At 73.3% G+C, this 17,487-nt stretch carries 14 protein-coding genes; 7 read left to right on the top strand and 7 right to left on the bottom strand.

All coding sequences use genetic code 11. The features are described from left to right. Positions 1-230: 230 nt before the first annotated feature. Positions 231-1,646: a phosphoribosyltransferase family protein gene (locus E0504_RS41920; protein ID WP_131627136.1), complete on the top strand. Its 1,416-nt coding sequence runs from the start codon at positions 231-233 to the stop codon at positions 1,644-1,646. A 34-nt stretch (positions 1,647-1,680) separates the two neighbouring features. On the opposite strand, the gene fbp is transcribed toward E0504_RS41920, so the two are convergent. Continuing rightward, on the bottom strand, positions 1,681-2,841 hold the full coding sequence (gene fbp, locus E0504_RS41915) for a fructose-1,6-bisphosphate aldolase/phosphatase (RefSeq protein ID WP_112105449.1): 1,161 nt from the start codon (positions 2,839-2,841) through the stop codon (positions 1,681-1,683). Positions 2,842-2,890: 49 nt separating this feature from the next. After that, positions 2,891-5,206 (bottom strand): phosphoenolpyruvate synthase, encoded by a 2,316-nt coding sequence (gene ppsA / locus E0504_RS41910; protein ID WP_131627134.1) that lies wholly within the window; start codon positions 5,204-5,206, stop codon positions 2,891-2,893. A 278-nt stretch (positions 5,207-5,484) separates the two neighbouring features. Between ppsA and E0504_RS41905 the strand changes: the two genes are divergently transcribed. Beyond that, positions 5,485-5,925, top strand: a complete 441-nt coding sequence (locus E0504_RS41905; protein WP_071066333.1) for a DUF2267 domain-containing protein — start codon at positions 5,485-5,487, stop codon at positions 5,923-5,925. 99 nt (positions 5,926-6,024) lie between these two features. On the opposite strand, the gene E0504_RS41900 is transcribed toward E0504_RS41905, so the two are convergent. The 3 genes from E0504_RS41900 to E0504_RS41890 are packed head-to-tail and all read right to left on the bottom strand — an operon-like array spanning position 6,025 to position 10,845. After that, the gene (locus tag E0504_RS41900) at positions 6,025-7,122 is read right to left on the bottom strand and encodes an LLM class flavin-dependent oxidoreductase (protein WP_112105451.1); all 1,098 of its coding nucleotides are present in this window, start codon (positions 7,120-7,122) and stop codon (positions 6,025-6,027) included. Beyond that, a complete protein-coding gene (locus E0504_RS41895; RefSeq protein ID WP_112105452.1) occupies positions 7,119-8,969 on the bottom strand; it encodes an ABC transporter ATP-binding protein in 1,851 nt (616 codons plus the stop codon). Before E0504_RS41895 ends, E0504_RS41900 begins: the two co-directional genes overlap by 4 nt. Then, positions 8,962-10,845 carry an ABC transporter ATP-binding protein gene (locus E0504_RS41890; protein ID WP_243657862.1) on the bottom strand — a complete coding sequence of 628 codons (1,884 nt, stop codon included), beginning with the start codon at positions 10,843-10,845 and terminating at the stop codon, positions 8,962-8,964. The genes E0504_RS41895 and E0504_RS41890 overlap by 8 nt, the downstream gene beginning before the upstream one ends. Before the next feature lie 268 nt (positions 10,846-11,113). On the opposite strand from E0504_RS41890, the gene E0504_RS41885 reads away from it, so the two are divergent. Then, positions 11,114-11,587: a hypothetical protein gene (locus E0504_RS41885; protein WP_112105453.1), complete on the top strand. Its 474-nt coding sequence runs from the start codon at positions 11,114-11,116 to the stop codon at positions 11,585-11,587. 353 nt (positions 11,588-11,940) lie between these two features. Here E0504_RS41885 and E0504_RS41880 read toward each other — a convergent pair whose 3' ends face one another. After that, positions 11,941-12,951, bottom strand: coding sequence for an oxygenase MpaB family protein (locus E0504_RS41880; RefSeq protein ID WP_235013793.1), 1,011 nt, complete (start codon positions 12,949-12,951; stop codon positions 11,941-11,943). Between the two features lie 118 nt (positions 12,952-13,069). On the opposite strand from E0504_RS41880, the gene E0504_RS41875 reads away from it, so the two are divergent. Next, the gene (locus tag E0504_RS41875) at positions 13,070-15,256 is read left to right on the top strand and encodes an NAD-binding protein (protein ID WP_235013794.1); all 2,187 of its coding nucleotides are present in this window, start codon (positions 13,070-13,072) and stop codon (positions 15,254-15,256) included. 46 nt (positions 15,257-15,302) lie between these two features. On the opposite strand, the gene E0504_RS41870 is transcribed toward E0504_RS41875, so the two are convergent. Beyond that, positions 15,303-16,073 carry a thioesterase II family protein gene (locus tag E0504_RS41870; protein ID WP_112105485.1) on the bottom strand — a complete coding sequence of 257 codons (771 nt, stop codon included), beginning with the start codon at positions 16,071-16,073 and terminating at the stop codon, positions 15,303-15,305. Positions 16,074-16,305: 232 nt separating this feature from the next. Between E0504_RS41870 and E0504_RS41865 the strand changes: the two genes are divergently transcribed. The 3 genes from E0504_RS41865 (at position 16,306) to E0504_RS51600 (ending at position 17,409) form a co-directional block, all read left to right on the top strand. After that, positions 16,306-16,626: an alpha/beta fold hydrolase gene (locus E0504_RS41865; RefSeq protein ID WP_112105454.1), complete on the top strand. Its 321-nt coding sequence runs from the start codon at positions 16,306-16,308 to the stop codon at positions 16,624-16,626. A gap of 17 nt (positions 16,627-16,643) precedes the next feature. Next, positions 16,644-17,009 carry a CHRD domain-containing protein gene (locus E0504_RS41860; protein WP_112105455.1) on the top strand — a complete coding sequence of 122 codons (366 nt, stop codon included), beginning with the start codon at positions 16,644-16,646 and terminating at the stop codon, positions 17,007-17,009. A gap of 139 nt (positions 17,010-17,148) precedes the next feature. Further along, the gene (locus tag E0504_RS51600) at positions 17,149-17,409 is read left to right on the top strand and encodes a hypothetical protein (RefSeq protein WP_207974670.1); all 261 of its coding nucleotides are present in this window, start codon (positions 17,149-17,151) and stop codon (positions 17,407-17,409) included. Positions 17,410-17,487: the final 78 nt, after the last annotated feature.

The following is a 17,487-nucleotide window of genomic DNA, read 5'->3' as shown; positions in this document are numbered from 1 at the left end:
ACCTTCTGTAGCAGGTTCCATACCCTTCGCTTTCGCCAGGGAACATCGACGTCAGGCGGAGATCTCCGACGCGACGACCCGAGCCGAGAAGGCCGTGCCGACGACGGCGAGCGGTGCGTGATCAGAAACGTTCGGACGGCCGGAAGCCGGGCAGGAAGAAAGCGTGAGGAACCGGCTACCAGACGCTTACGGGGGCGGGCACCGCTCCGCGGGCGGAAGGGCGGTGTGACGTGCTTTTCCGTGATCGTATGGACGCGGGCCGGCAGCTCGGCCGGAGGCTGGCGCATCTCCGTGGGCTGGACGTCGTGGTTGTCGGGCTCACCCGCGGCGGGATTCCGGTCGCCTACCAGGTCGCGCGGGCGCTGGGCGCCCCGCTGGACGTCATCCTGGTCCGCAAGCTCGGCGTCCCCTTCCAGCCGGAGCTCGCGATGGGCGCAATCGCCGAAGGGGACGTTCGGGTCATCAACCCCGAGACGCGGCTGATGGCCGACATCGGCCCGGACGAGCTGGCCGCGGTCGAAGCCCGCGAGCGGCTGGAGCTGGACCGCCGGATCCGCCGGTTCCGGGGCGCCCGGCCGCGTGTTCCACTGGCCGGTCGCACCGTGGTCGTGGTGGACGACGGGATCGCCACCGGGGCGACGGCGTCCGCCGCCTGCCAGGCGGCCCGCGCCGCCGGCGCCACCCGGATCGTGTTGGCGGCTCCCGTCGCACCGCCGGACCGGATCGGATGGCTGCGCCGGGACGCCGACGAGGTCGTGTGCCTGCACACTCCGGACCGGTTCTTCGCCATCGGCACGTTCTACACCGACTTCACCCAGACGTCCGACGACGAGGTGACGGACCTGCTGCGCAGGGCGGCGGTCCTGGCACCGCAGGCACCTACGGCCGCACCGGCCGCACCGGCCGGGACGCACGAGACGCACGAGACGCACGAGACGCACGAGACGCACGAGACGCATGGAGCGGCCACGCCGGGCGCGACGCCCAACCCGCCGGGGCGCGAGGTCGAGGTCGACATCCCTGCCGTCCCGGTCCGGCTGACCGGGCAGCTCACGGTTCCGGAGAAGGCCGGCGGTCTGGTCGTGTTCGCCCACGGCAGCGGCAGCAGCCGACACAGTCCCCGTAACCGGTACGTGGCCGACGTCCTGGGCGCCGCCGGACTCGCCACCCTGCTGTTCGATCTGCTCACCCCCGCCGAGGAGATCGACCGGGCCAACGTGTTCGACATCGGGCTGCTCGCCCACCGCCTGGTGGACGTCACCGGCTGGCTGCGCGGCCAGCCGGGCGTGTCGCACCTCCCGGTCGGCTACTTCGGGGCCAGCACCGGAGCCGCCGCCGCGCTGTGGGCCGCGGCCGAACCCGGCTCCCGCATCGCCGCCGTCGTCTCCCGCGGCGGCCGGCCGGACCTGGCCGCCTCGAAACTGGCCGCGGTGGCGGCCCCGACCCTGCTCGTCGTGGGCGAGCACGATGACCTCGTCATCGACCTCAACCGGCAGGCCCAGGCCCGGCTGCGGTGCGAGAACCGGCTCACGGTGGTCCCGCGGGCCACCCACCTGTTCGCCGAGCCCGGCGCGCTGGAGACGGTGGCCGCGCTCGCCCGTGACTGGTTCGTCCACCACCTGACCCTGGTCACGCACCGCGGTTGACCCCGTCGCGCACCGGCCGGCGGCGGGCCGGGCTCTAACGGCGGCCCGCCGCCGCGGCATGACGTTCGGCGGCGGCCGCCGGCGTGGTGACCGGTGTGGCCGCCGTGGGCAGGGGCTGCCAGCGGTCCGAGAGACGGTCCTCCAGAGCGGGCATGGTGGTGTACTCGAGTTCGTCGAGGCCGAGCCGGTGCGGTTCGAAGGGGCCGTGCCGGCGCAGGTAGTCCATCACCTCGTTGGCCTGCGCCCGGGCGCGGTCGAACGCCGGGTCGTCGAACATGTCGCGGGGGCCGATGAGCCGTCCGCCGGAGATCTGGAAGCCGAGGCACACCACCCGGGGTGGGCCGTCGAACCGGGACGGGTGCGCCTGCCCGGCGGCGACCGGCATGAGCGGCGCGTGGTGCGAGCCGCGCATGCTGCCGGCGACCGTGTAGGCCAGGGCGAACGGTTCGAGGGCCTCGCCGACCGCGGGCAGGCCGGACTGGCAGCGCACGATCATCACCGGGTCGTCCTTGCCGACATACCTGCCGGCGATCAGGGACAGCCGCTGGGTGCTGGTCGCCACCGCCTGCTCGGCCGAGGTCTTCGAGGTGACGCTGTGCAGGACGTAGCGGGCCGGCGCGCCGATGTACATCAGCAGGTCGTACATGTCGGCCGGGCAGTCGAAGACGATCCGCTTCTCCTGGTACAGGTCGTACACCTCGAACTGGAAACCGGCGTGCATCTTCGCGTCGATCACCAGCCCGGCGGTGGTGAACGGGTCGGCGAACATCCGGAACAGCGGGAGGTTCCAGGCTCCCGGCTCGGTCTTGTCCGCCAGGAAGCACAGCACCGTCTCGGACGGCCGTTCGGTGAACTCCAGCTCGGCGTAGCCGGGACCCATGCCCCGCAGGTTCCCGGAGAAGGCGTCGGAGAGCAGGTCCTGCCCGGCCCCGTAGAGCCCCAGATCCCGGGCGATCCGGGTGGTCGCGTGGAAGACGTCCCAGGCGAACGAGTGCACCGCCGCGGCGTCCGGGCCGTGCTCGTGCGTCATGATCAGAGCGAGGTCGTCACCGCAGGCCGCGACCTTCCCGTCGAGCAGCAGATCGCCGCGGGCCGCCTCGACCCGCCGGGTCGCCTCCTCGACCATGTCCGGGTGGACGGCGCAGTGGCCCACGAACCCCCCGGTGTCGGCCTTGATGATGCTCAGGGTCGGCATGACCGCTACCTCCTGACTCGGCGGGCGTGTTCACCAGACGTTCGAAGCCCTACCCGGGCGGGTGGACGGCAGTCCCGCCGCGGGCGGCGGACAGCAGCAACCGCCGCTCGGCCGAGGCGATGACCCGCCGGGCGGCGTCGACCGCGTCCGGGTTGACCGACACCGAGGTGATCCCGAGGCGCACCAGGTGTTCGGCGAAGTCGGGCCGGGTCGACGGCGCCTGCCCGCACAGCGACGAGGTGATCCCGGCGTCCCGGCAGGCCGCGATGATCCGTGCGATGGCGTCCAGCACCGCCGGGTCGGACTCGTCGAACAGCTCCGCGCAGGTCCGCGAGTCGCGGTCGACGCCGAGGACGAGCTGGGTGAGGTCGTTGGAGCCGATGGACACCCCGTCGACGCCGAGCCGGGCGTAGGCCGGGATCCAGTAGGCCACCGACGGGACCTCGGCCATGACCCAGCGGTGCAGGCCGCGGTGGTCGCCGAGCGGGCTGGCGTCGACGGCTTCCAGGCAGGCTTCCAGCTCCCAGCGGGTCCGCACGAACGGGATCATGAGGTGCAGGTTCGGCGTCCGCTCACGGACGTGGGCCAGCACCTCCAGTTCGAGGGCGAAGATCTCGGGTTCGCGGACATAGCGGTAACAGCCGCGGTAGCCGATCATCGGGTTCGCCTCGGCCGCCTCGAACCGCTCACCGCCGGTGAGCCCGCGGAACTCGTTGGTACGGAAGTCCGTCGTGCGGTAGATCACCGGGCGGGGGGCGAACGGGCGGGTGATGCGCAGCAGCGAGGCGCTCATCCTCTCGACGAACTCCGCCCGCCCGCCGCGCGCGAGCAGCTCCTTGGGGTGCACTCCACCGAGCGCCTCGGTGAGCAGGAACTCCGCGCGCAGCAGGCCGACACCGTCCACCGGCAGTGCGGCGACCTCCTCCGCCCGTTCGGCGATCGCAAGGTTGACCAGCAGTTTCGTGCCGGTGGGCTCGGCTTCGGCCCGGCCGGGCCGAAGCGCGGCGACGGTGGTCGCCGGCGCGCCCGCGATGGCCGCGGCCCCTTCGTAGACGGTTCCCCTGGTGCCCTCGACGGTGACCAGCTCGCCGGTGCGCAGCGTCGTGGTGGCCGTGCGGGTGCCGACCACACAGGGCACCCCGAGCTCGCGGCTGACGATCGCGGCGTGGCAGGTCATGCCGCCGCCGTCGGTCACCAGGGCCGCCGACCGGCGGATGGCGGGCACCCAGTCCGGCGAGGTCATGGGCGCCACCAGCACCTCGCCGGGCCGCAACAGGGAGCACTGGTCGGGTGAGGCGAGGATGCGCACCGTGCCGCTGGCCCGGCCCGGCGCGGCCGGAAGGCCGCTGACCAGCGTCTTCCGCGCAGCCGGAAGCACGGATGGTTCGGGTGCCCGCTCGCCGCTCGGCGCCGTGCCGAGGGTGGTGATCGGGCGGGACTGGACGAGGAAGGTGCGGCCGTCATCGCGTGCCCACTCGATGTCCTGCGGGCTGCCGTAGTGGTCTTCGACCCGGATCGCCAGCCGCGCCAGGTCCACGGCCTCGTCGTCGCTCAGTACCCGCTGGGCCCCCTGGTCGGGGGCGAGCTCGACCCGGCGGTCGGAGCCGTCGGATCCCCGCACGATCTGGTGGCTCTTGTTGCCGACCCGGACTTCGAGCAGACGGGGTCCCCGCTTGCTCAGCGTGTAGGTGTCCGGCAGGAGCTGTCCGCCGACGACGACCTCACCGAGACCGAAGGCTGCTTCGATCACGACCCGGGACCGGTCGCCGGTCGCGGGGTCGGCGGAGAAGATGACGCCGGAGCGCGCCGCGTCGACCATCTGCTGCACGACGACGGCGATCGCCGGCTCGCCGCTGATCCGCCTGCTCGCCCGGTAGGCGAGGACCCGCGCTCCGAAGAGGGAGGCCCAGCAGTCCCGGACCCGGTCGAGCAGGTCGCCGCCCGAGGTGTTGGTGAAGGTCCGGTTCATACCGGCGAACGAGGCCCCGGCGGTGTCCTCCTCCGTGGCCGACGAGCGGACCGCCACCCACTCGGCGCCGAGCCGCTCGTAGGCGTCCAGGACGGCCCGGCGAACCGTGTCGGACAGTTCGACGGCACCGACCCGCTTCGCCAACTCGTCCGCCACGGCCGCGCACGCCGCCGGATCATCCGGGTCGAGGCCCGCGGTGCGCGCCGCGAGCTCGGCACGCAGACCCGCCCGTTCCACCGTCTGCAGGTAGGCCGATGCCGTGATGACAAATCCCGGCGGGACCGGCAGACCAGCCCGGACCAGTTCTCCCAGGTTTGCGCCTTTTCCCCCGGCCAGCGCCGTATCGCGCACGGACAACTCGTCGAACCAGGCCACCAGCGGTGTATCAGCCTCCATCAACGTCACCTCACCAGAGCTGCGCAACAAACCTGACCGTGCTACTCCAGACCTTTCTCTCAGCCATACCCATGACCGGATCGGCTGACCGCCTGCCGCTGTCAGGCCATCCCGGTTCGCAGCCGATACACTTCTCAGCCGGCGGCCAAATCGGGCCGAGGCCGGATTGATACCTGGCGCAATCGTAATTTCTGACCCATTGCGACCTTGGCTGACATCTCTGACGTCACCAAAAATGGTGGTAGTTCCGGTCGAAGGACGTTCGACGGGAGGAACCGATGCCCGCATCCGGCGTCACGATGATCGAACGAAGCGTCGACAAGACCTACGAGTGGCTCAACCAGCTCGCTGACGCGCTTGGTAGTCCCGGTGACCGCCACTATGCGTACCGGGTGTTGCGGGCGGTCCTGCACACGCTGCGTAACCGGCTGCCGGTGGACGCGGCGGCGCATCTCGGCGCTCAGCTGCCCGAGCTGATCCGCGGGATCTACTACGAGGCCTGGCGGCCATCGGCCACCCCGCAGCCGTATCACCACGCGGCGCAGTTCCTCGACCGGGTCGCCGCCGAAGCAGGTCTGACCGGGGAGACCCAGGCCGGCTATGCCGTGGCGGCAGCCGCCCGGGTGCTACGTCAGCACATCACCGCCGGCGAGCTGGATCATGTGTGCGCCGCGCTACCGACCGAGATCTCCGCTCTGCTGACCGACGCGAAGTCCTGAGCGAGCTGCTGGATGATCTCCTTCGGCCAACGCCGGCGCCGGCGGCGGGCCAGCACGTCCGGCCCGTAGACAACCAGCCGCCGGGCCGCCTTCCGCCGATCACGACGGCGTCGCCGGCGCCCAGCCGAGGTGGGGGGCGACGGTTTCGGCGATGTCCTCGAGCAGGCTCAGGTTGTCGCGCAGCCCGAAGGCGGGCGGCAGGAACGCGATGAGCTCGTCGCTGACCGCCAGGCTCGGGTCGGCGAGCAGCTGGTCGACGACGGCGGACGGGGCGCCGTGGTGCACGGGACTCATCGTGAACCGGGCGGGCGGGGCCGCCGCGGGGGTCAGGGCGCCCTCCGGGCGCGAGGCCGCCGGCCCGTGGGTGCGCCGCTGTTCGTCGTAGGCCGCGTAGCCGCGGGCGAGCTCCGGCGACGTGGCGGGCAGCACGGAGCGTGCGATGGCGACGCGCGAGGGCGAGGTTCCGGTGTAGGCGGCGCGGTAGGCCTCGACGGCGCGGGCCAGTTCGGCGCCGTAGTCGTCGATCTGGCCGTGCAGGATGGTGCTGAGCAGCAGTCGCAGCCCCTGGCGGCCGACCCGTTCGGCGGAGGCCACCGAGCCGCCGCCGTACCAGACCCGGTCCGGCAGCGTGGGGCTGGTCGGGCGGACGAACAGCCCGGTGCCCGCGGCGACGAGCCCGGCGGGGTCGGTCACCTCGCCCAGCTTCTCGCCGCGGATGCCACGCAGGAACGTGGCGAGCCGGGCCTGGGACTGGTCCCGCCCGTCGTTCGGCTCCTGGCCGAAGATGTGGTCGTAGCCGCCCTGGCCGGTGCCGAGGCCGAGCTGCAGACGTCCGCCGCTGAGCAGGTCGGCCGTGCCGGCGGCCTCGGCGAGCAGCACAGGATCCTCGTAGCGGGCGCCGATGATGGCGGTGCCGAGGCCGATGCGCTCGGTGTGCTGCGCGACAGCCGCGTGGAACACCAGCGGCGACGCGAGGTAGTTGTCGAAGTGACGCTGGTAGACCCAGCCGGTGTCGTAGCCGAGCTGCTCGGCCACCCGGAACAGCTCGATGCCGTCCCGCAGCCCTTCGGCGGCGTGCCCGGCGGGGAAGGCGATGCGGGAGTTGAAGCCGAGCCGGAGCCGGCGCGCCTCCCCCGCGGCCGTGGCCGTGGTGGCGGTGGCCGTGGCGGCGGTGTCGTTGACTGCAACGGTCGTCACGGGGTGCTCCCGTCGTTGTGGTGGAGGAGGGTCTGGTGGCGCTCGTCGGCGCCGGCGGTGTGCTCGACCCAGGCCGCGTGCAGTCGGGCGTAGTGGCCGGGGACGCCGACGAGCTCGTCGTGCCGCCCGCTCTGGACGAGACGCCCGTGGTCGAAGACGAGGACGCGGTCGGCGCGCTCGGCCGTCACCATGCGGTGGGCGATCGAGACCGTGGTACGCCCGACCGTGAGCGCGCCGAGCGCGTGCTGCACGCGGACGTCGGTCGCGGGGTCGACGCCGCTGGTCGCCTCGTCGAGCACGAGCAGGTCGGGGTCGACCAGGGCGGTGCGGGCGAGGGCGACGAGCTGGCGCTCGCCGGCGGAGAGCCGGTCGCCGCGTGTGCCGACGCGGGTGTCGAGGCCCTCGGGCAGGGTGTCGATCCACGGCCGCAGGCCGAGCGAGTCGACGATCTCGTCGAGCGCCCCGGCGTCGCCGCGGACCCCGGCGAGGATGTTGTCGGCGATCGTGGCGTCGAACAGGAACGGGTCCTGCGGGACGACCGCGACACGGCGCTGGAAGGACAGGTCCGACACCTGGCCGGCCGGGAGGCCGCCGAGCAGGACACGGCCGTGGCGTGGCGCGATCTGCCTGGTCAGCAGCCGGGCGAACGTGCTCTTGCCCGAGCCGGTCTCGCCGACGACGGCGACGTGCTCGCCCGCGGCGATGCCGACGGTCAGCTCCCGCAGCACGGGCGGGCCGTCCCCGTAGGCGGCGGCGACGTCGTGCAGGTCGACGGCGACCGGCCCGGCGGGCAGCTCGCGGGCGTCCCCGCCTTCGACGACACCCGACGGCGTGGCGAGGATCTCCAGCGCGCGGCGCCAGCCGACGACGGCGTTCTGGGCCTCGCCGAGCATCTGGACCAGCATCTGCAGGGGCCGGACGAAGAAGGTGACGAGCAGGAGCATCGCCACCAGCTCACCGGCCGACAGGTGCAGCGTCGGCTCCCACCGGGTGTGGGCGGTCGACCAGCGGACGCCCGCGACGATCACCACCACGGTGACGAACGAGATCGCGATCTCACCGAAGGCGGTGTTGAAGTGCAACGGGACGAGGGTGCGGCGCTGCGCCGACGCCGTGTGCTCGACGGCCTCCTCGACCATGGCGCGGCTGCGTGCCTCGGTGCCGGTCGAGCGGATGACGCTGATGCCGGTGACGGCCTCACCCACGGTGGACTGCAGCGCTGACACGCTCTCCCGGACCACGCTGAACCGGCGCGCCACCAGCGCCTGCACGCGACGCATCGCGACGAACAGCAGCACCGCCGTCGCCAGCACGGGCACCGCCAGCTGCCAGGAGTACACCGCGATCAGCACGCCGGCGATGATCATCTGGGTGACGTTGACGAGCAGCATGACGCCGCCGTTCTGCACGAAGGTCGTGACGGCGTCGACGTCGCCGGTGAGCCGGCTGACGAGGTCGGCGCTGCCGGTGCGCGCGAACGTCTCCGCGGCCATCTCGTGGATGCGCGCGACGCCGGCCGCGCGCAGCTCGGCGAGCGCGGCCTCCGTACGCCGGTAGACACGCCGGTTCAGCCACCAGGAGGCGAGCACCGCCGTGACGGTCGCCGCGGCACCGACACCGGCGGCGCGCGCGACCACGCCGGCGGTTCCCTTGTGCGGCTCGAGCAGGCCGTGGTCCAGGGCGTACTGGACGGTCAGCGGCGTCACGATCCGGCCGGCACCGGCGACGAACGCCAGCAGCAGGGTGAGCGGCAGGCCGACGGTGAGGACGGGCGTGGTGGAGGCGATCAGCCGGCCCAGCTCGCGCGCCCGGGCCCGCCCGAGATCGGCGAGGCCGCGCTCACTCATCGGCCGTGTCCGATCCCGCCATGTCTGATCCCGCCGCGTCAAAGCCCGCCGCGGCCGGGCCCGCCCCGTGGGTGCCGTACGCGCCGAGAATCCGGCGGTAGTCGGGCTCGGCGCCGAGCAGCTCCGTGTGGGTGCCGACGGCGACGAGCCGCCCCGCGCGCAGGAAGGCGACCCGGTCGGCGACCGCGACCGAGCTGGGACGTCCGCCGACGATCAGCACGGTCGTCCGCCCGCGCAGGCCGGCCAGCCCGCCGAGCACCCGGCGTTCCACGGCGGGATCGAGGGCCGAGGTGGCGTCGTCCAGCAGCAGCACGCCGGGCTCGCGCAGCAGCGCGCGGGCCAGGCACAGCCGCTGCCGCTGGCCGCCGGAGAGCCGGGCGCCGCGCTCGCCGACCCGGGTGTCGAGGCCGTTGGGCAGGTCACGGACGACGTCATCGGCGCCGGCGGCGGCCAGCGCCCGCCAGATCTCACCGGCGGTGTAGGGACGCCGTTCGCGGGGATGGCCGTCGAGCTGAAGGTTGGCGTGGACGCTGCCGCCGAACAGCCACGAGGTCTGCCCGACGACGGCCAGCCGGGACGAGATCTCCCCGCGGGCGAGGTCGTTGGCGCGGACTCCGCCGATCTCGACGACGCCGTCGGTGGGGTCGTCCTGGCGGCTGAGGAGCTCGGCCAGGGTGGTCTTGCCCGAACCGGTCGGCCCGACGAGGGCGACGATCTCGCCGGGGCGCACCTCGATGTCGACGTCCGCGAGAAGGCTCGTACCGCCACGGATGAGCCCGACGCCCCGCGCCCGCAGCCCCAGCGCGGGGGCGGGCACGGGCACGGGCACGGGCGGATCGCTCACCTGCCGTCCCGGCGCCCGCGGAGCAGGCGCCCGCGGGCCGGGAGCGGCGGCGCCGGGCAGGACGCGGTCTCCGTGGGCGGTGGTCTCGGCGGCGTCGAGCACGGCGGCGACGCGGGTGCGGCCGGCCACCGAGACCGGCAGCATCCCCAGGAAGCGGCTGATCACGTTGAGCGGGATGGAGATGGTCAGCAGCAGGTAGACGACCTCGACGAGGACGCCGACGCTGAGGTCGCCGGTCTCGACCCGGCGCGAGCCGACGACGAGGACGGCCAGGACCGCGGCGGTCGGCAGCACCTCCAGGAGCGGGTCGAACACCGAGCTGAGGTCGCCCGCCGCGGTGGTGGCCGCGCGCAGCCGGAGCGCCGCGGCACCGACCCGGGCCCGCTCGCGGTCGGCGATGCCGAGGGTCCGGACGACCTGGCCGCCCTCGATGCTCTCCAGCGCGAGCGCGCCGAACTCGCCGCGGCTGTCCTGCACCGCCCGGGCGCGCGGGCTGAGCAGGCGCTGGTAGAGCAGGTTCACGCCGAGGACGGAGCCGACGAGGCCGACCCCGACCAGCCCGAGCGCGGTGTCGTGCCCGAAAAGCTGGACGATCGCGACGACCAGCATGACGATCATCCCGAGCGCGAAGTAGAAGAACGTCATCGGGAACCACAGGGCGTCCACATCGGACACCGCGGTGGACAGCAGACGCCCGGGCGGATGCCGGCGGTGCCAGGCCAGGTCGAGCTCGAGATACCGGCCGACGACGGACCGCCGGACCCGCGCCTGCGAGCCGTGCTGCACGTACCCGGTCGCGATGCCGCGGATGACGATGGTCACCCAGCGCACCGTGGAGACGCCGAGGATCGCGCCGACCGCGATCCACCAGGTGGCGCGGGCGATGTGGCCGCCGGCGAGGGCCGGGACGATCAGATGGTCGGTGGCCCAGCCGATGGCGGCGGCACCGAGGATCATGGTGGTCCCGTTGACGATGCCGGCGAGGGTGGCGATCAGGGCCGGCCGCGGGTGGGCGAGGGAGCCGTCCAGCATCGTCCGCAGCCCTGGCCACAGGGTCGCGCCGCCGCGCGCTTCCCCATCCAGGTTCCTTCTTATGTTCACCAGAATGGTAGGAAATACTGGTCTCGTCCAACGCGTTCGCGCGATTGCACCGATCGCGGCCCGCGATAGATCCTTGGCTGTCGCCGATCCCGCCCGGATCCTCGGAGGCGGGCGGCGCCCGCGACCCGGCCGGCGGGATGGGTCACCATGGCGGCATGCGAGTCACGGCGCCGCCCAGCCAGCCCCGAGCCGGGAGCGCATGATGCCGGCCGGGCTCCCCCTGTCCGGTCGCGCGATCGGCCGTGAGGTGACCGCGGCTGTCACGGCCGTCGCCGCGCGGGACGCGGACGCGCTGCGCGAGGCACGCACCCGGCTGCGGGCCGTCGACGAGCTGCAGGTCCGGGACGTCCTGCACGGGCTGACCCTGGGGCTGATCGAGCAGGCGTTCCCCGACGGTCTCGACGCGGCCGACCTGCGCGCGCTGCTGGGGGACGTCCTGCGCTCGGCGGCGGCCTGGCTGCCGGAGCTGGACGCCTACCCGGTCGCCGTCGTGCTCACCGGCGTGCTGTCGGTGCACGAGGCGGACGCGCCACCGCTCGACCCCGAGGTGCTTCCGATCGCCTGCGCGGCGGTGGTCAGCCACCTGGTCCAGCGGCTCGGCGTCCCACTCGACGCCGAGCTGGCCCGCGTCTTCGACGAGCTCCGCCAGGCGCAGACGATGGAGATGCCCTGAGGGTCACCCGAGGCGCAGGACAGGCTGGTCGCCCAGGCGTTCCGGCGGGGCCCCGCGACCGAGGGCGCCCCGTTCACTCCCGGCCTGGGCCTGCAGCCGGCTCCGCCGAGAACCCTGCTGCCGGCGACCGGCGGCCACGTCCTGGAAAGCCTCGCCGCGGGCTGGAACGCGCTGGCGCCAGCCGCGTAGCGGCGGGGGGCTGTTTCGCGACGCGGGTACCGGCGGCTGGCCGCGTACTTCTCACGACGGCGTCCGCGGTCCCGCACGGTGGGTCAGCGGGCGCCGAACGGCGGGTGCCGGCCGCGTCGAGACGTGGCGGGCCCGAGGCGATACGTGCCGAGCCGCGGGTGGGTTCACGCCCGGCCAGGCGCGTGGGCGCCGGCCGCCGGCCGGGTGGGCAGGCGCGTCGGTGAGGGGGGCGCGCCTGCTCCCTCCGGCGCGTCGGCCGGGTCGGCCGCGGGCACGGCGGCCGGGTCGGTGGCCCGGTCCGAGGCGCTGGCCCGGGGGGCCGTGGCCCAGCGGATACTCGAGACCACGCCGTGCCCGGCGATCCGTCCCCAGGTGGCTTCGGTCGCCGGGAGGTAGGGCAGGCGCAGCGGCCAGCGGGTCCAGGCGGGCATCAGCCCGACGGCCGCGGCGGCGAGCGCGCTGTAGGGAACCCGGGCGGCGAGGGGCAGCGGGGCCCGCAGCAACAGGTAGCGGGCCGCGCCGCGGGCCTGCGGCGTCCCCCGCAGCTCGGGCCGGAAGGCGGCGAGCTGGTCGGCGAGCTCGGGCCGGGTGCGCGGCGGGTCGGGCACGCCGAGCCGGCTGGCGATCAGGCTGGCGTCGGCGATGTAGTCGTCGCATTCGGACGGGCTCAGCGGCGCCGCCCCGTAGCGTTGGTGGGCGGCCAGGAAGCTGTCGATCTCGGCGAGGTGAACCCATCGCAGCAGGTGCGGGTCGCCCGCCGAGTAGGGCCGGCCGTCCGCGGCGACGCCCCGGACCCGCCGGTGCACCCCGCGCACCCGGTCCACCGCCCGCTCCGCCTCACTCACCGGGCCGAACGTCGTCACCGCCAGGAAGAAACTCGTCCGCTGGAGACGGCCCCACGGGTCCTCTCGGTAGTCCGAGTGCTCGGCGACCCCGGCCATCGCGAGCGGGTGCAGCGACTGGAAGAGCAGGGCGCGCAGGCCGCCGACGAACATGGCCGCGTCGGCGTGCACCCGGCGGATGGGCCGGTCCTCGCCGAACCAACGCTCGCCGGGGGCCTCGAAGATCTGCTCCCGCCGCTGCGGCCCGCTCGTGCCCGCCACCCGGGAGAACACCTCCCCGGCGAGACGGGTGCGCAGGGCTTCCGCGTCGATCCGGATCCTGGGCAGCGTCACCGTTCCATCATGCGCCGGGCAACCGCGGACGGACCAACCGGCCGGAATCGGCCTCCGGCCCGGGGACGGCCCGGGGACGTGCCGGGTGCCGGGTGCCGCCTTCCCGCATGGTTCAGTGATGGCCATGGAGGTTGCCGGACCTGCGACGATCGCCGGCCACGTGATCGTGTGTGGCCTGAACGACCTGGGCCTGAGCATCGTCGAGCAGCTTGACGCGGCCGGGGTGCGCGCCGTGGTGGTGGACGAGCGCGACGCGCCGGGCCTGCGCCGCCGGCTCGAGCGGTGGGGCGTCACCCTGATCCGGGAGAGCGTCCGGACGCCGGAGTCCCTGCGCGAGGCCGGCCTCGACACCGCGCTGGCTGTGGTGGCCTGCCACGAGACCGACCTGGAGAACCTGCAGATCGCGCTGGTGGCGGTCAACGCCGCGCCGCGGATCCGGATCATCGCCGGCATCGGCAACCGCCAGCTCGGCGACCAGCTCCGGGACGCGCTCACCCAGGTCCGGGTACGCAGCGTCGGTGAGCTGGCGGGGCCGGGCTTCGTCGAGGCGTGCGTCCGCTCCGCCGTGATCCACGCCTTTCCTTTGGACGAACCAGCCGGGGACAGGGAGATCTTCGCCGTCGTCGACGAGCCGGTCACCGGCCGGGCGCCGTTCCGGGCGCTCTACGGCGACCTGACACCCATCTCGCTGCGCCGGGCGGGCGAGCGGCTGGCCGAGGTGTGCCCGCCGCGGGACGTCCCGCTGGCCCCCGGTGACCGTCTCACCGTGCTGGGCCGTCTCGGCGAGCTCCGCGCACGCGGGATGGCGGTCGACGAGGTGCACGACGCCCGCGTCTTCGCCTCCCTGGCCGCCGGCGCCAGGGAGGACGCCGGCGACAACAGCCGCGGCCACGGCGGCGGGGGCGCCGGGGGCGATGACCGCGACCGCGGTGGACTCGGTGACAGAGACGGCCGCGGTGGCAGGGATGGCCGTGCGAGGGCGCCGGACGTCCCCGGCCGCACACGGCACGCGCCGGCCCGGAACACGACGCGGGCCGCCCGGATGCGGACGCTGCTGGCGACGGTGCGCGGCGAGCTCGACCGGCCGTTCCGCCGGGCCCTGACGGTCGTCGGGGCCCTCATGGTGATCAGCACTGTCGTGCTGGCGTTGACCTACGAGGACAACAACCCCGGGGCGCCCGCGGACTTCGACACGCTCGACGCGCTGTACCTGACGGTCGAGACCATGGTCACGGTCGGCTACGGCGACTACAACTTCGGCGCCGCGGACAGCTGGCTGCAGGCCTTCGGCATCGGCCTGATGCTGCTCGGCGCCCTGTCCATCGCCGTCGTCTACGCGTTCATCACCAACGTCATCATCAGCCGCCGGCTGGAACGGGCGCTTGGGCGCGGCCGAGCGAACGCCGTCCGCGGGCATGTGATCCTCTGCGGGCTCGGCTCGGTGGGCGTGGCGACGATGGAGGGCCTGCTGCGGGCCGGCCGGCGGATCGTGGTCATCGAACGGGACGAGAACAACCGGTTCCTGCCGGTGGCCCGCGAGCGCGGCGTCCCCGTGGTGATCGGCGACGCGACGGTACGCGCGACGCTGTTGGAGGCCGGGCTCGCACACGCGACCACGATCGCGGCGGTGACCAGCGACGGCCTGGCCAACCTGGAGACCATCCTGTCGGCCCGTGAGACGCACGCGGAGCTGCGCCGGGCCCACGCCGCCCGGTGGGCCGCGCGGGCCGCCGCCCAACGCGCCGGCGGCCGGGCCCACCACGGCGCACGCCACGACCCCGCCCGACCCGCCGACAGGAGCCCCGAAGCGGAGCTGCGCGTCGTCCTGCGGGTCTTCGACGCCACCATGGCGGACGAGTTCGAGCGCCGCTTCGGGATCCACACCGCCCGCAGCGCTTCCACGCTGGCGACGCCGTACTTCGTCGCCGCCGCGCTCGGCCACGAGGTGATCAGCGCCTTCTACGTGGAGCGGACGCCGTTCCTGGTCGCGCGGATGACGGTGCGCCCCGGAGGCGGGCTGGCCGGGCCCACCCTCGGCGAGCTCGCGACCGGAACCCGGGTCCTGGCCATGACCAGGCACGACGACCCCCACAGCGGCCCCCGTATCGGGCCCGACGACGACTCCCGGGGCAACACCGAGGACGGCATGGCCCACGGCTCGGGCGCGAGCTCCCCGGACTACCGACCCGGCCGGCACACAAAGCTGCGGCCCGGGGACGAACTGCTCGTGGTCGGCCCCGTCACCCAGATCGTGGACATGGTCCGGCGCAACCAGCTGACCCGGCACACGTCGTCACAGAGCTGACGCCGCCAGCCGGCACCGCGGGCGGCTGCTGGTCAGGAGCGGCTGTTCAGGCCAGGGGGATGCCGGCGCCGAGCAGGCCGGTGCGGACACGCTCGGCCACCGCCTCGACCTGCGTCGAGAGGTAGAAGTGCCCGCCGGGCAGCACAGCCAGGTCGAACGCGCCTGTCGTGTGCTCGGCCCAGGCCGCCGCCTCCGCCTCGGTCACGGCCGCGTCGCTGTCACCGATCGTCACCCGCAGCTCCGCGGCCACCGTGACACCGGGCGCGCAACGGTAGGTCTCGATGGCCTGGTAGTCGGCCCGCGTCGCGGGCAGGATCAGGTCGACCAGCTCCGGGTCCGCGAGGATCCGCCGGTCGGTGCCGCCCAGCTTCGCGATCGACTCCAGGACGGACGCGTCATCACCGTGGTGGACGGTGCCGGGCCGACTCCTGGACGGGGCGGGACGGCCGGACGGGAACACGATCGACGGAACAGGTGCCCCCGGCGTGGCCTCCAGCCGGCGGGTCACCTCGAACGCGACGATCGAGCCCATACTGTGCCCGAACAGGGCAAGCGGGCGGTCGGTCAGCGGGCCCAGCGCCGCCGCGATCTCGTCGGCGAGCGCGTCGATGCTGGTGTGCGGGGCCTCGGCCAGCCGGTCCTGCCGGCCCGGGTACTGCACGGCGCAGACCTCGGCGACCTCCGCCAGCGCCGCGGACAGCGGGTGAAAGAAGGTGGACGCGCCGCCGGCGTGCGGGAAGCACACGAGCCGGGGGCCCGTCTCACTGCCGCGGTGGAACCGCCGCAGCCAGCGGTCGATGTCGCTGGTCAAGGTCACCACCGTCAGGCCGGGACAAGGACGGGAACAGAGCGGTCCGTGTCCGGACCCACCACCACCATCAGACCATGCCCGCCCGCTCCCCGGCCACCGGCCCGTCGACGTCCCGGTCGAGCATCGTTCGCACGCCGGTCCGCACTGGACTCCCGGGGCCGCCGCCACGGCACCGGGTACGCCGACGAACGCGCCTAATAGCTTTGCGGTTCGAGCAGGCTCCGAGGAAGATCCCCGCATGCCGGTCGAGAGCTCTGACGGGGTCCGTATCGGCTACGAGATCCTTGGGCAGGGGAAGCCGCTGGTACTTCTGCACGGCTTCTTCGGGGACCGCGAAGCCGAGCTCTTCCGCACCCGTGGCGTCGCACCGTTCATCGACCACCTCGAACGGCAGGGAGCGCTGCCCGACTGGATGCGGACAGCCGACCGACTGGCCAGAGCCGTCGTCGTTGAGCTGCCGGGCTGCGGCCACTTCGACGCATTCGTCCGTAGCGATCTTTCCGTCCCACCCGCCAGGACCTTCCTCTCCACAGCCTCGATACCCGTCAGCCGGACCTGACCCAAGGGAGCACACCAGTGGCCGCCGGAGTACTGATCGCGGAGAGCCTGCGCGTCGGGACCGTCCTGGACGACCTGTCGCTCGTCGTCCGGAAACTCCAACGGTCGGCACCGGGAAATGCCACCGCCGAGCAGCCACCTGTCTGGACGCTGGTCTTCTTCGACGTCGCCGACACCGCAGCCGAGGCACTGGCCACTCAACTGAGCGACGCCCTGGATACGCCTGGATGGTACGTGGACCTACACACCGCTCAGGACAGCTTCATCGTGTTCCCCGGCCGAGTCATACGCTACCGACGGGGGGACCCGCAGGGACGCGCCGAAGCCCAGGAACACGGCCGTGCTCACGGCATCCCCGACTCACAACTCGACTGGCCGATCTGACTCTCCGACCGGCGAGGATCTCGATGGTGCGGTCAGGCTCGTCTCCTGCTGGTCGGAGGAACGGCGCGGCGGGTCTCCGACGAGCCACGTGGCCCACGACGCTCGGCCCGCGTGGCCAGGCTGCCCCGCATGGCGCTGGATGACTGTTTCCCAGGCTGGCGCGGTACTGGTGGTGCGTCCTGATCTGACGGACGTGGAGCTCAACGAGCTGTTCGACGCGTCGTGGCCGGACCGCGGCCGACGTCCTTTGCGCCGTCAAAGGGCCGCCAAATGGCGGGGGCCGCTCACCATCGTGTTTCGCCGCGGCCACCCTGAAAGCACAAAGAACCCAGAGAGTCAACACACAACCCTTCCCCAACACGGATGGCCGACCTATCATCTCTTTACGGTGATCGGCTAAGGTTGCATGCCGTCGTCCATCTCGAGGCCCGCGGTAGTCGTGTGCGCCGGGCGCTTCGTTTATTTCCATGTCGGGGGT

The sequence above is a fragment of the Parafrankia sp. BMG5.11 genome, assembly GCF_004337455.1.
This window is presented reverse-complemented; position numbering and strand designations above follow the sequence as displayed.

What these genes read in the sequence shown, in the direction of transcription:
- fbp (WP_112105449.1), bottom strand. Translation starts at nt 2,841, where the DNA reads ATGCCGACCCTGAGCATCATCAAGGCCGACACCGGGGGGTTCGTGGGC.
- ppsA (WP_131627134.1), bottom strand. Translation starts at nt 5,206, where the DNA reads ATGGAGGCTGATACACCGCTGGTGGCCTGGTTCGACGAGTTGTCCGTG.
- E0504_RS41905 (WP_071066333.1), top strand. Translation starts at nt 5,485, where the DNA reads ATGCCCGCATCCGGCGTCACGATGATCGAACGAAGCGTCGACAAGACC.
- E0504_RS41895 (WP_112105452.1), bottom strand. Translation starts at nt 8,969, where the DNA reads ATGAGTGAGCGCGGCCTCGCCGATCTCGGGCGGGCCCGGGCGCGCGAG.
- E0504_RS41890 (WP_243657862.1), bottom strand. Translation starts at nt 10,845, where the DNA reads ATGCTGGACGGCTCCCTCGCCCACCCGCGGCCGGCCCTGATCGCCACC.
- E0504_RS41885 (WP_112105453.1), top strand. Translation starts at nt 11,114, where the DNA reads ATGATGCCGGCCGGGCTCCCCCTGTCCGGTCGCGCGATCGGCCGTGAG.
- E0504_RS41875 (WP_235013794.1), top strand. Translation starts at nt 13,070, where the DNA reads ATGGCCATGGAGGTTGCCGGACCTGCGACGATCGCCGGCCACGTGATC.
- E0504_RS41865 (WP_112105454.1), top strand. Translation starts at nt 16,306, where the DNA reads ATGCCGGTCGAGAGCTCTGACGGGGTCCGTATCGGCTACGAGATCCTT.
- E0504_RS51600 (WP_207974670.1), top strand. Translation starts at nt 17,149, where the DNA reads ATGACTGTTTCCCAGGCTGGCGCGGTACTGGTGGTGCGTCCTGATCTG.